The 13,319-nt window shown below is 75.8% G+C and carries 10 protein-coding genes; 5 read left to right on the top strand and 5 right to left on the bottom strand.

The window, feature by feature from the left end; translation table 11 throughout:
• Window positions 1-90: 90 nt before the first annotated feature.
• The 5 genes from Sdia_RS27065 to Sdia_RS27045 all read right to left on the bottom strand — a co-directional run bounded on the left by Sdia_RS27065 (window position 91) and on the right by Sdia_RS27045 (window position 8,125).
• Complete coding sequence (locus Sdia_RS27065; protein WP_189499806.1) at window positions 91-435, bottom strand: DUF8844 domain-containing protein; 345 nt, start codon at window positions 433-435, stop codon at window positions 91-93.
• Between the two features lie 431 nt (window positions 436-866).
• Window positions 867-2,234, bottom strand: a complete 1,368-nt coding sequence (locus Sdia_RS27060) for an AAA domain-containing protein (protein ID WP_124288128.1) — start codon at window positions 2,232-2,234, stop codon at window positions 867-869.
• Between the two features lie 79 nt (window positions 2,235-2,313).
• Window positions 2,314-4,002: a hypothetical protein gene (locus Sdia_RS27055; protein ID WP_189499805.1), complete on the bottom strand. Its 1,689-nt coding sequence runs from the start codon at window positions 4,000-4,002 to the stop codon at window positions 2,314-2,316.
• Window positions 3,993-5,186, bottom strand: coding sequence for a hypothetical protein (locus Sdia_RS27050; protein WP_189400076.1), 1,194 nt, complete (start codon window positions 5,184-5,186; stop codon window positions 3,993-3,995). Before Sdia_RS27050 ends, Sdia_RS27055 begins: the two co-directional genes overlap by 10 nt.
• A 173-nt stretch (window positions 5,187-5,359) precedes the next feature.
• Window positions 5,360-8,125, bottom strand: a complete 2,766-nt coding sequence (locus tag Sdia_RS27045; RefSeq protein WP_115067969.1) for a discoidin domain-containing protein — start codon at window positions 8,123-8,125, stop codon at window positions 5,360-5,362.
• Between the two features lie 348 nt (window positions 8,126-8,473).
• Between Sdia_RS27045 and Sdia_RS27040 the strand changes: the two genes are divergently transcribed.
• The 5 genes from Sdia_RS27040 (at window position 8,474) to Sdia_RS27020 (ending at window position 13,119) form a co-directional block, all read left to right on the top strand.
• Window positions 8,474-10,060 (top strand): S8 family peptidase, encoded by a 1,587-nt coding sequence (locus tag Sdia_RS27040; protein WP_100454496.1) that lies wholly within the window; start codon window positions 8,474-8,476, stop codon window positions 10,058-10,060.
• Between the two features lie 418 nt (window positions 10,061-10,478).
• Window positions 10,479-11,273: a DUF4190 domain-containing protein gene (locus Sdia_RS27035; protein WP_229830149.1), complete on the top strand. Its 795-nt coding sequence runs from the start codon at window positions 10,479-10,481 to the stop codon at window positions 11,271-11,273.
• A 132-nt stretch (window positions 11,274-11,405) separates the two neighbouring features.
• Complete coding sequence (locus tag Sdia_RS27030) at window positions 11,406-12,158, top strand: GntR family transcriptional regulator (protein ID WP_100454501.1); 753 nt, start codon at window positions 11,406-11,408, stop codon at window positions 12,156-12,158.
• A 303-nt stretch (window positions 12,159-12,461) separates the two neighbouring features.
• Entirely contained in the window at window positions 12,462-12,632 is a 171-nt protein-coding gene (locus tag Sdia_RS27025) for an SPOR domain-containing protein (RefSeq protein ID WP_115067971.1), read from the top strand.
• Between the two features lie 49 nt (window positions 12,633-12,681).
• Entirely contained in the window at window positions 12,682-13,119 is a 438-nt protein-coding gene (locus Sdia_RS27020; RefSeq protein WP_100454503.1) for a (deoxy)nucleoside triphosphate pyrophosphohydrolase, read from the top strand.
• Window positions 13,120-13,319: the final 200 nt, after the last annotated feature.

Genomic DNA, 13,319 nt, shown 5'->3' with positions numbered 1-13,319 from the left:
GCCGCAGAGTTGCCGAAAGGCGGGACATCGGTGACGTCCATGAGGTACCTTGCCCCCTCACATATCCCTAGGGCATATGCCAGGGTCCCCTCACCCTCTGGCAGCCCTCGCCCGCAGCAGGTCACGCCCGAACTCGATCATCTTCTTCGCGTACGCCTCGGTCCACTGGGCCCGTTCTCCGACGGCCTCCGGGCTCAGCCGGTCGAACCGTCGCGGGTCCGCGAGCTGCGCCGCGGCCATCGCCTGGAACTCCATCGACCGGTCCGCGGCCGCCCGGAAGGCCACCGTCAGCTCGGTCGCCCGGTCCAGCAGGGCGCCCGGGTCCTCCATCGACTCCAGATCGAAGAAGTGCTCCGGATCCCCCACGGCCTCCGCCGGTTCGAACAGCAACGGCGCGGGCCGCAACCTCGGCCCGTCCCGCTCGGACTCCGCCATCACGTTCCTCCAAACCCAGGACCCACGCCCCAGAACCACCCTCCATTGTCCCCACCCACTCCACCCCCCACCCACCAACGGCCGAACCCACTCGCCGGCGGCCTTCGCCACACCCCCACGACCCGGCCGGGCGGTGGGGCCCCCGCGAGGCTGACCACCGACGGCCCGGCCGGCGCCGGAGCCCGGACGGACCCGGCGGCGGTCCACGGCCGCACCCCCACGGCCGGTCGTGACCACGGGCGGGCTGGGAGAGGACTCACCAGGAACGCTCCGCGGCCGTCTCCCGCGGCCCGGCCCTCGCTCGGGGCCACCGATGTCCGTGACCACCAGGCGCACGCCCCTGAGCCGGGGGCCGAGCCCGGCACCCGATCGGGGCCTGCCGTCAGGTCACCCGGGCCGGCAGCCAAGGTCACCCGGGCCGGCCGTCAGGGTCACCCCAGTCGAACCCGATGCCCGCCCAGCACGCCCAGCACGGAGTGATGGGCCTCCCAGCCGTCCGGGAAACGCACCCCGACCCCCAGCATCACCGGCTCGGTGGAGGGATGCGCGTCCAGCACCTCCCGCACCCCCGCCCGGCACACCACCACGCACGCGTGCCGGTGCCGCGAGGCCAGTACGCACAGCCGCCCGGTCTCCAGGTGGAAGGCCGTGGCGTCGGGGCGGCCCGACAGCGGGTGGAGCACGACGGTCACGTCGAACTCGCGCCCCTGGAGCCGGTTGGCGGTGTCCACCGCCACCCCCTCGACGCCGAGCGCCGCCAGCTCGGCGCGTACCGCGGCGGCCTGGTCGCGGTGGGCCGTCCCGACGGCGATCCGCCCGGGCCCGAGCGGCACCGGCTCCGGCCCGGTCTCGGAGACCGCCGCGCCCTCCCGGTCGAGGAGCCGCCGCACGACCACGGCCACGGCCCGCACCGCCTCCGGGTCGGTCCTCGGCGTGTGCTTCGCGGGCAGCTCCAGCAGCCCCCAGCCGCTGCGGGCCGCCTCGTCGATCACCTCGTCGTACGGCGTCCCCGCGGACTCCACCCCGAAGCCCAGACGGCGGTCCCCGGGGCCGGTGCCGCTGCGGAACGGCGTGAAGGGGTAGAAGGCGTCGGAGACCAGGGGCGCCGCCGAGGCGGGCAGCCGCCAGGAGACGGGCAGCCGGAGCTGGGGCAGCTCCGGGTTGTGCGCCAGCAGCGTCGCCACGGCGCTCGCCGAGGGGTCGTAGGACAGCCCGGCCCACTGCTCGGCGCCGACCAGTGCGAACGGGTCGAGCTGCCCCGGGTCGCCGACGAACAGCGCCCGCTCGAAGAGGCCGGCGACCGCCAGCAGCGCGTCCGACCGCATCTGGTACGCCTCGTCCACGATGGCGTGCTGCCAGGGCTCGACGTCCTTGACGTGCGCCCACTTCGCCGCCGTGGAGACCACCACGTCCATCCCGGCCAGGTCCTTGACCTTGGTGGAGGTCCGTACCGAGGGCAGCGGATCGAGCGCCTTGTCGTAGGCGTCCCGGTCGCTGCTGTGCAGCCGCCCCACCGGCAGCTCGGGGTCCTTCGCCGCCAGGCGCAGCACGAGGTCGTCCACCTGCGCGTTGGTCTGCGCGATGACCATGAGGGGCCGGCCCGCCGCGGCCAGCTCCCGGGCGGCCCGCACCACCAGCGTCGACTTCCCGGCGCCCGGCGGGGAGTCGACCACGACCCCGCGCGCCGCGCCGTGCAGGGTCGCCGCGAGGATCTCCTCGGTGGCCCGGGTCGCCTGCTCACCGGGGGAGCGCTCCCCCCTCCGGGACGCCTCGCCCGCCGCCTCGCCCGCCACCGTCATCCCGTGCTCTTCCTCGTCGCCTCGTGCCGGTCTTCGTGTCCGCCGCCTGCCCGGAGCGCTACCGCCGGGCCCCTCCGCGTCACAGCAGGTCCTCCGCCGTCACCGGGTCGGGGGCGGTCGCCGGGCCGGGCAGCGCGTCCGGCGGTTCCGGCGGGCCGCCGTGGGTCCACGGCGTCTCCTCGGGGCCGGGCAGCCTGGGGCCGCCCCGCTGGTCGTGCTCGAAGAGCGTCCAGCAGATCCGGTCGCCCTTCTCCGGGACCGACCCGTCCTCCGGCTCGCTGCCCCGGCCCATCCGGTCCAGCACCCGGAGCAGGAGCAGCCGCTCCCCGGGCCCCGCCCCGTCGTCCCCCGCGGGGGCCTGGCCCGGGCCAGCCTCCGGGTCATCGCCGGCCTCCGGGTCCTCGCCGGCCTCCAGGGGCGCGAGGATCTCGGCGGTCTGCGGACGCCCGTCCAGCTCGCGGTAGACCTTGGCGCCGGCCGGCGCGTGCGGGGCGTCCTCCGTGCGGACCGTGAGCACCGGCCGCGGACCGGGCCGCCTGCTCTCGGTGTACGTCATCCGCACGTCCAGCACCTCCGCCGCGAACGCCTCCCCGGCCAGCCGCCGCCCCGCCATCACCAGCGGGTCGTCCAGCGCCTCCTGAGCGTCGAGCCGGGCCTGCTCGCGCTCCCGGGTGGCGAGCTTCTGGGCGGCGGTCACCGCGTCGTCGCGGCGCGGCTGCGGCGGCTCCCCGGCGGCCAGCCGGTCCCGGTGCGCGGTGAAGGACCAGCGGTCGCGGGTCCAGCGGTCGGTGACGTGGGCGCCCTCGGGCAGCTCCCGCAGCAGGTCGATGCCGCGCCAGACCGCGTCCCAGGTGGGCCGGGTCCGGCTCTCGACCAGGCCGCGCAGCTCCCGCTCGGCGGCGGTCGTCCCGGCCAGCAGCCGGTCGGCGCTCGCACCGTCCTGGGCGTCGGCCAGGGCACGGCGGGCCCGGTCGTACCGCTCGACGGCGGGAGCCAGCAGCTTGTTGTCGAAGGCGGGGTCGGTGGCCGGTCCGGCGGGCGGGCAGAGCAACTGGCCCGCCTCGTCGCGGGCCAGCTCGGCCCGGCGCGCGGCCCGGTCGCCGTCGTCCCCCGCCGGCGGGTCGATCCACGCGAGCAGCGCCCCGAGGTGCTGGTCCTCCAGCGCGCTCTGGCCCGTCGCCCAGTGCCGGGCCAGCAGATCCGTCATGGCGACCAGCAGCGAGGAGCCCGGCACCCGGGCCCGCTCGCCGAGGTGGGTGAACCAGCGGCCGAGCAGCGGCACCTGCTCCGGCGCCGGGTACGGGCCGTCCGGGTCCTCCTCGGCGGTGCGGCGGAACCGGTTGGCCCGCCCCAGCAGCCGCACCAGCTCGATCCCGGCCCGGCCCGGCACCACGAGCTGCGGGGCGTCCGCGCACAGCTCGGTGACGACCTTGACGCGCTTGCCCGTCTCCGGGTCGGCCTCGGTGCGCTCGGCGGGCTCCACCTGGGCCGCGTACTCCTCGATGTACGGCAGGACCACCGAGGCGAGCCGGGCGAGGAAGGCGAACCGCAGCTCCCGGTCGGCGGGCTGCGGCACCACCAGCAGGCGCGGCTCGGCCCGGTCGGTGCCGACGAGGGCGCCGAGCGGCGCCCCGGCCTCGCCCGCCGTGGTCAGCGGGACGAGGACCAGCGGGCGGTCGGAGAGGTGGCGGTGGAGCACGGTGGAGGCGGGCTGGGCGCGGCCCGTGCGGACCGCCTCCAGCCGGGCGAGGGTGCTGATCAGCGACATCCCGGCCCCCGCCCCCGCGCCCCGGCGCCCGCGGCGGCCAGCGCCTGCGTACGCAGCCGGGCGGCCCGGCGCAGCGCCGCCACCGTCGCGTCCGCCCCCGGGTCGGCGCCCTCCCCGGCGCTCTCCGGGGAAGCGGCCGCCGTCAGCACCTCCTCGACGGAGGTCAGTCCGCCCAGCTCACCCCGGACCGAGCGGCCCAGCGCGGACACGTCGCCCGCGGCGCGGGCCCGCTCGCGGCAGTGGAAGGCGAGCTCGCAGGCGGAGAGGCACTCCGGCGCGTACGCGGCGGGGACCGACTCGACCGACCGCAGCAGCGCGTCGGCGGGCCGGCCGGGGTCGAAGCAGACGTCGTCCGGCAGCGCGGCGGCCAGCTCCTCGACCCGGGTCAGCCGGGAGAGCTGGCGCCTGGTCACCGCACGCTGCTTGCGCACGTCGACGGCGGCGCCGGTGGGGAGGTTGGAGAAGTCCTTGGGGCAGACCAGCAGCACCTGGTGGCGCACGTCCGGGGGCCCGCCCGGCCGCTCCGGGAGCCGGGCGGCGGCCTCCTCAAGTGCCAGGACGTAGACGGCGGCCTGCCGGGCGGCCGCCCCGACCTTGGCGGCGTCCGCCGAACCGTCCAGCATCGGGAAGGACTTGATCTCCACCACCGACCAGCCGCCGTCGGGGTGCACCACGACGGCGTCCGGCTCCAGGAAGGCGTCCGACCCGGCCACCTCCAGGGCGAGCATCGGGTGGTCCAGCAGGGTCCAGCCGCCCGGGCGCCCGGCCGCCTCCCGCAGCGCCTCCCCGGTCCGCGCGGCCCGCTCTGCCGGGCCGGGGGCGGCCAGGTCCGGCACCTCGCCGCCGCCGTCGGGGGCCGGGCCGCCGCCGAGGCAGGCGTGGGCGAGCCGCAGCAGCTCGGCGCCGCCGTCGGCCTTCACCCGGGCCTCGAAGGCGTGCCCGCGCATGAAGGCGAACTGCGACTGGCCGAACCCCGAGGGCACCCCCAGCGCCTCGGCGAGCCTGGGCTTGTCCACCCCCGCCCCGTCGAGCAGGGCGCGGCGATGGCACCCCGGGTTGGCGGCGAGTGCCGCCAGGGCACGGGCGTCGAGCGGCCGGGGCGGTACGGAGACGCCCCGCACCCGGGCCAGCCGCTGCCGGAGTGCGGGGGCCGCGGACGCGGCGCCGTTCGGGTCTTCGCTCACGCGGGCAGTCTGGCATCCCGCACCGACAGCCCACCGGACACGCCCGTGGGGCGCCCCCGTCGACGCGACCGCCCGCGACTGCGCCCCGCCCGCCGGCCGGGCCCGGTCCTGGGGACGCCGCGCCCCGGAAGCGTGCGTGGCGGGCGGGCCGCGCCTTGGTGACCGCGGGCCGCCTACTCCGCCCGCGCCCCCAGTTCCCGCAGCGCGGGCAGCTCCCCGTCGGCCGCCTTCCGCAGCGTCAGGCGGATGCGGCGGACCGGCGCCCCGCTGCCGAGCCCCTGCCAGCGGCGGCCGTCGGCGGAGACCTCGACCCGGTACGAGGCGGGCCGCTGCGCCCAGTCCGGGGTGACCGAGGTGATCCGGGCGGGCGAGACCAGCTCGGCGGTGAGCGTCGCCGTGGTGGCGTCGGCGGCGGGGGACCAGACCGTGGCCCCGGCCCCGTCGACGGCCGCCTCCGCGTACCGGCCGGGCTCCTCGGAATCGGCGTGTACGGGGGCGCAGCGCGCCGGGTCGGTGGTGGGGGCGAGGTCGGGGCGGCGGGTCCTGAGAGTGAGGGGTGCCTCGGCGGAGACGGTGGAGCGGCCTTCCGGGGTCTCGACCGTGAAGGGGGCGCCGGAGGTGAGCCGGACCTCGCTCGTCCCCGGGCCGATCGTGAGGTCGAAGGCGCGTCCGCGCCAGCGCAGGCCCCGCAGGGTCACCCGGCCCGACTCGGTGCCGTCGGCGGTCCGGGCCAGTTGCGGCGGCAGCACCGGATCGAGGTGGAGCCGGTCGGCGGCGCGCAGCCGCATCCCGGTCAGGCCGTGGGTGAAGGTCTGGAGGAAGCCGCCCTTGCCGGTGAGGAAGTCCTCCGCCGGGGTGCCCGAGAGCGGGTCGTCGGCGCCAGACTTGTCGCCGCGCGCCTCGGCGAAGAGGGCGTACGGGCCCCGGGTGAAGGGACGGACGGAGCGCTCCAGGTAGGTGTAGGCGGCGCAGCCCGGCTCGTCGGCGGCGGCCGCGACCACCGAGTGGACCGAGTCGGTCATGGCGGGCCCGTCGGGGTCGGTGCGGGCGGCGTAGTGGTCGAGGGTGGCGGCGGCCGCGCCGTCGGGCATGGGCAGGTCGAGCGGGTAGGCGAGCAGCACGGCGTCGGCCTGCTTGATGCGGGAGCCGTCGTAGCCGTCGTACTGGAGGAAGATCTTGCGGTCGGCGTCGTAGGGGATGCGCAGGTTGTCGGCGATGCGGCGCCACTCGGGCGGGGCGGTGGCACCGGTCTCCTCGGCGGCGTCCGCGGCGTGGCGCAGGGCGGTGGCGGCCACGGCGTTGGTGTAGGCGCCGTCGTCCACGCCGTTGCTGTACTCGTCGGGCCCGGCGACGCCCTCGACCGAGTAGCCGCCGTCGGCGTTGGCGGTGACCCGGGACGCCCAGAACTCCGCGAGGCCGCGCAGCAGGGGCGCCCCGTCGCGGCGCAGCCAGGCGCGGTCGCCGGTGGCGAGCCAGTACTGCCAGGCGGCGAGCGCGATGTCGCCCTGGAGGTGGTTCTGGGTGACGCAGTGCGGCGGGTTCCAGCTCTGGCACTCGTCCCACAGGTCGCCCGAGGAGGCGCTGGTCCAGGGGAAGAAGAGGCCCTCGAAGCCGAGTCTGCGGGCGTTGTCGCGGGCGGCGGGGGAGGTGCGCACGCGGTAGTCCAGGACGGTCCTGGCCAGGTCGGGGTCGGTGGCCAGCAGGGCGGGGAACATCCAGGTCTCGGCGTCCCAGAAGATCATCCCGGCGTAGTTGTCGCTGGTCAGGCCGGTGGGTCCGAGGGAGTCGCGGGCGCCGGGCCGGATGGAGGAGAGCAGCCCGTAGCGGGCCGAGCGGAGCCAGAGCCGCACCTCCTCCTGCCGGGCGGTCGGCTCGGGTGCCGTCCCCCGGCCGGGCGGTGCCCCGGGGCCGGTGTCGAGGCCGGCACCGGACTCCCACAGCGTGCGCCAGGTGTCCGCGTGCGCGTCGAACAGCGGACGCCAGCCGCGCCGGGCCCCGGCCCGGGCGGCGTTGACGGCGGCGGTGCGCGGGTCGCGGGAGGTCAGTGAGGTGTCCACGCCCACGTACTTGACGGCCTCGTAGGTGCGCCCGGCGCGGACCGGGAAGGACGCCGACTGGCTCGTGCTCAGTTCCCGGGCCACCTCGGCGGGGCGGACGGTACCGGCGGGCGGCCGCAGCACGGAGGCGACGGCGCCCCGCACCCCCGTGCCGTCGGTGCGGAAGGCGACCGCCATGGCGCCGGGCGCCCCCGGCCGGGCGCCGCCCCCGGTCTGCGCCATGCGGCGGGCGGCCCGGCCGTCGATCCGGTCGGTGACGGTGGCCGTCCCGGACCAGTGCGGGGTGATCCGCAGGCGGACGGCGGCGCCGTGCGGGGCGTTCCGGTCGGCCAGCACCTCGTACACCAGGTCGGTGCGGCGGCCGTCGGCGGCGGTCCAGGTCAGGGCGGTGCGGACCAGGCCGCAACGCAGGAGGAGGGTCTGGCGGTAGCCGGTGACGCGGGAGGTGGGGCCGTAGGTCTCGCCGCCCGCCGTGAGGTCCAGGCCGGTCCAGTTGGGGAGGGCGGCCACCGCCTGGCGGCCCGCGGTGTTCTCCGGTCCCCGGGCGTAGAGGCCGGAGACGAACGCGCCGTCGTAGCGCGGGGTGAACAGGGGCCAGCCGGTCTTCTCCCCGGGCCCCCCGCCGCCCGGTGGCCGGAACCCGGCGCCGGCGGCGGGGACGCGTACGGCGAGGTAGCCGTTGCCGGCGTACGCGTGGGCGGCGGCGGCGTCCTCGCGGCGGCCGGCCGCCGGGGCCCAGCCGGGGGAGGGCGCGCACCGGGCCGGGCCGGCCGGGGCGGAGGGGCCCGGGCCGGGGGCGGCCCCGGCCAGGTGAGCGGGGGTCAGGAGGGCCGCCACGAGGAGCGGGGCCGTCGTCAGGCGGGTGGCACGGGTGATCCTCACCCAGGAGACGATGCGGGCCCGGAGCGAGCCGCGGGCGTGGGCGCGGCGGTGGTTCCCACGGATGGGGGAGCGGTGCGCGGGTGGTCCGTCCCCGGGTGCCGGATTTCGGCCACGGGCTTGCGGAGGAAGCGTGACCGAACGCCAACTTCCGTGTGTGACAGGGGTGTTAACCCTGTGTTCGCCCTCTTGTGGGATTCCTATGGATCGGTCAATCTTTCGACGGCGACGCGGGCGGCACTCCGCCCTCGGGGTTGTCATGACCCTGACTCGTTGCTGTGGCCGGTGCGCCCCAAAGCACCGTCACGCACCGCCCCCACCAGTGCACCATCGACGAGGAGGACCCCTCAGATGGCAGTGATGCGTCAGAACCGCCGAAGAATGGCCGCCATCAGTGCGACGGCCGTGGCCGCTCTCGCCTTCGGCGGCGTCGCCGCGCTCCCCGCGAGCGCCGCGCCCGATCCCTCGGGCGCGAGCCTGATCGTCAACGCGGACGCCCCCGACCGCGTCAAGGACAGCTACATCGTCACCCTCGACGCGGACAAGGTCGGCAAGTCGACCTCGGCGAAGAGCAAGGCGCTCGCCAAGGAGTACGGCGCCACCATCGAGCGGACGTACAAGGCCGCTCTCAACGGCTACGCCGTGGAGCTCAGCCGCGCCGAGGCGGAGAAGTTCGCGGCGGACCCGGCCGTCGAGTCGGTCATCCAGAACCGCACCTTCACCATCGACGCCACCCAGACCAACCCGCCGTCGTGGGGCCTGGACCGGATCGACCAGGCGTCGCTGCCGCTGGACGGCGAGTACACCTACCCGGACAAGGCCGGTGAGGGCGTCACCGCCTACATCATCGACACCGGTGTCCGGATCAGCCACAGCGACTTCGGCGGACGCGCGGCCAACGGCTACGACGCCGTCGACAACGACAACGTCGCGCAGGACGGCAACGGCCACGGCACCCACGTCGCCGGCACCGTCGCGGGCAACGCCTACGGCGTCGCCAAGAAGGCGAAGATCGTCGGCGTCCGCGTCCTGAACAACGCCGGTTCCGGTACGACCGCCCAGGTCGTCGCGGGTATCGACTGGGTCACCCAGAACGCCGTGAAGCCGGCCGTCGCCAACATGAGCCTCGGCGGCGGCGCCGACACCGCCCTCGACCAGGCGGTCCGCAACTCCATCGCCTCCGGTGTCACCTACGGTGTCGCGGCGGGCAACGAGAACCAGAACGCCGCGAACGTCTCCCCGGCCCGCGTCGGCGAGGCGATCACCGTCGGCTCGACGACCAGCACCGACGCCCGCTCCTCGTTCTCCAACTGGGGAAGCGCCGTCGACATCTTCGCCCCCGGCTCCTCGATCACCTCGTCGTGGAACACGAGCGACTCGGCGACCAACACCATCTCCGGCACCTCGATGGCGACCCCGCACGTGGTCGGCGCCGCCGCGATCTACGCCTCGGAGAACCCGTCGGCGACCCCGGCCCAGGTCAAGGCCGCGCTGAAGGCCAACGGCACCAGCGGCGTCGTCACCAGCCCGGGCACTGGCTCGCCCAACCTGCTCCTGCGCGTCGGCTCCGGCGGCGGCACCACCCCGCCCGCCGGCCCGCTCTTCGAGAACAAGACCGGTTACGCCCTGCCGGACAGGACCACCGTCGAATCCCCGGTGACCGTCAGCGGGGTCGCCGGAGCCGCGCCCTCCACCCTCGGTGTCAAGGTCGACATCTCGCACACCTACATAGGTGACCTCCGCGTCCAGCTCGTCGCGCCCTCCGGCACCGTCTACACGCTGAAGTCCTTCGGCACCGGCGGCAGCACCGACGACATCAAGACCACCTACACGGTCAACGCGGCCGGCCAGAGCGCCAACGGCGTCTGGAAGCTCCGCGTCACCGACAACGCCACCTACGACACCGGGCGCATCAACTCCTGGGGTCTCCAGTTCTGACCCGCACCGGAGCGGCACCGGCCGGCACTGAACCGTGCTGAGCGGTGGTGATCCGCACCGGCCGCGGGGCTGGGGCGTGTGCCGCCCCGCCTCCTGAAGCCCCGGCCCGGGACGCCGCTCGTACGGCGTCCCGGGCCGACGGCCGTGCGCGGCCGCCGTCCCGTCGGCGCCCGCGCATACGATGCGCTCCCAGGACCGCGCGCACGGCGCGGCGCGCGGGCGGCGCCCCCGGCGACGGGGGCGTGCGGCCCGCGGGAGGGGACCAGAGGAGCGAGCGAGCGTGGCCACACCGCCGACCCCGGGGATGCCGCCGGGCCAGCCCCGGCAGCCCGGACCAGGGGGCCGGCCGCCCCCGCCCCAGGTACCCCCGCAGGGTGCCTCGGGCCCCTACCGGACACCGGCCCCGGGCCCGTACGGCGTGCCTCAGGGGCCCCCGGGGACGCCGCCGGGCCACCCGGGCCACGGGTACGGGTACGGCTATGGGTACGGGTACGGCTATCCGGCGCCGCAGCCACCGGTCAGCGGGCTCGCCATCGCCTCGTTCGTCACCGGCGTCCTGCTCTGCGTCCCGGCGGTCGGCCTGGTCCTGGGCGCCTTCGCGCTGCCCGGCCTCAAACGGCGGGGGGAGCGCGGCAAGGGGCTCGCGGTGGCCGGCATGGTCCTCTCCTCCTGCGGGCTCGCCCTGTGGACGCTGATGATCGCCACCGGCGGCTTCTCCTCCTTCATGGAGGGCTTCCGCGAGGGGATGCGGGAGGGCGGCGGCACCGCCTTCTCGCTGCGCGCCGGCGAGTGCTTCGACGTCCCGGGCGGGCAGGGGCTGGAGGGCGAGATGTACGACGTCGACAAGGTCACCTGCGCCCGCCCGCACGACGGCGAGGTCTTCGGCGTCTTCGACCTGCCCGACGGCCGCGCCTACCCGGGCGAGGACCGTATCGACGCCATCGCCGACCGCCGCTGCACCGCCCTGGTCGAGGGGTACGCCGGCCGGCCCGCCGAGGAACTGCCCGAGGACGTCTTCGTCTTCTACTACCTGCCGACCCCCGAGAGCTGGGCGCTCGACGACCGCGAGGTCAGCTGCCTGTTCGGCAAGGACGGCGGCAAGCTCACCGGCAGCCTGGCCGACGGGAGCGGCCAGGACGGGAGCGGCGGGGCGGGGGAGGAGGAGCCGCCCGGGGAGATCTCGCCGGTGGGTCACCCGCGTCCTGCGGGATGACCGGGGCGGGCGGGAAGAAGGTCCCGGTCACCGGCCGGTTCGTCACTTCGAGTGATCCTCTGGCCCAAGGTTGCGGGCGGCAACCTACGGTTGTCAGGCTGTCGCTGTCTGTCAAGCTGATGGGAGTGGCCAGTGACGTTCGGTGAGCAGCCTGCGTATCTGCGCGTGGCGGACGATCTCCGCAGGAAGATCGTCGACGGTGCCCTACTGCCGAACACCCGCCTCCCCTCGCAGGCCCGTATCCGGCAGGAGTACGGCGTCTCCGACACGGTCGCGCTGGAGGCGCGCAAGGTCCTGATGGCCGAGGGGCTGGTCGAGGGCCGCTCCGGTTCCGGGACGTACGTGCGCGAGCGGCCCGAGCCCCGCCGGATCGCCCGCACCGGGTACCGCGACCCCGGCGGGTCCACGCCCTTCCGGCAGGAGCAGGCGCTGAGCGGGGTGCGCGGGACCTGGGAGTCGCGCAGCGAGCAGGAGGCGGCCTCGGCCGAGGTCGCCGAACGGCTCGGCATCGAGCCCGGCGACCGCGTCATGCGCACCCGGTACGTGTTCCGGGAGGCGGGCGAGGCCATGATGCTCTCCACCTCCTGGGAGCCGCTGGCGCTGACCGGCCGCACCCCCGTGATGCTCCCCGAGGAGGGTCCGCTCGGGGGCGCCGGGGTGGTCGAGCGGATGGCCGCCATCGACATCGTCGTCGACAACGTCGCGGAGGAGGTCGGCTGCCGTCCCGGCCTCGCCGAGGAGCTCCTCGCCCTCGGCGGCGTCCCCGGACATGCCGTCCTCACCATCCGGCGCACGTACTACGCCTCGGGCCGCCCCGTGGAGACGGCCGACGTGGTGGTTCCCGCCGACCGCTACCGGGTGGCGTACCACCTTCCGGTCAAGTGAGTCCGGGGGCGGGCAAGGCCCGCTGGGCGCGCGCGTATGCCGGGGGCGTGCGCCGTAGGTGACGGGCGCTCGGCATTCGCGGCGTCAACCTTGGTCTTCCCGCTGGTGATTGAAGAATCAACCCGTTCCCGAGGGGGCGCGTCCATGCGGATGCGCCCCCTCCGGCTTGGCTGGTTGCTTACCTCTTTGTGCTATTCCGTATCCGCTGAGTGAAGGTCGGGCGTAGGCTCCGGCATATGCGGAGTGCGGTTTCCCCGACGAACGGAGCGAGAAGTGAGCCGGGTGCAGGAAGTGAGGCGCGCGATGGGTGAGGGCGGTACCGCACTCCCCTGGCACGTCATACGGCAGGAAGCCAACGGAAACCGGTACCGCGTGGCCGCCTGCGCCACGCGCGCCGAGGCGCAGAAGGTCGTCGAGTCGCTCGGCGCCCGCGGTGCCGAGCAGCGCTACTGGGTCGAGCGGCAGTCCGCCTGACCCCGGGGGCCGCCCCCTGGGGGGCCGGGTGCCGCGTAGGCTCCCGCGCATGACGGAACAGATCGTGGTGGTCGCCGCCGCGCTGCGCGACGCGCGCGCCGACGGCCGGGGCGGACCAGTGACCGAACGCCTTCTCGCGGCCCGCCGCAGCGCCCCGCCGGAACTCGCCGGCCGCTGGGAGCTGCCGGGCGGCAAGACCGAGCCCGGCGAGCAGCCCGAGACGGCCCTCGTCCGGGAACTGCGCGAGGAACTGGGCGTACGCGCCGAGCCGGTGGAGCGCATCCCCGGCACCTGGGACCTGAAGCCCGGTTACGTCCTGCAGGTGTGGACCGCCCGCCTGGTCGAGGGTGAGCCGGAGCCGCTGGAGGACCACGACGAGTTGCGCTGGCTCTCCGCCGAGGAGGTCTGGGACGTCGACTGGCTGCCCCAGGACCGCCCCGCGGTGATGGAGACCGCGCGGCGGATGGAGAGCCCGGCACGGGACTGAGCCGCCCGGAGCGTCTCCGGTCCGGCTGGGCCGACGGGGCGACAGGGGAGCGTGAATATCGGGCGGTGCGCTATGAACGGGGAGCGATCGGGCAATAGTCACCGCAACCGCCCGGTGTTCCTCCTCGCGGGAGCACCGACGCGTGTCCGTCGTCCCTTCGTCCCGCAGTCGTCCCCCGCCCACGCCCGGCGGCGCGCCCC

The sequence above is a fragment of the Streptomyces diastaticus subsp. diastaticus genome (assembly GCF_011170125.1).
GTDB lineage: Bacteria > Actinomycetota > Actinomycetes > Streptomycetales > Streptomycetaceae > Streptomyces > Streptomyces diastaticus.
Note: the sequence above shows the minus strand (reverse complement) of the source record. Positions and strands in the feature narration are given on the sequence as shown.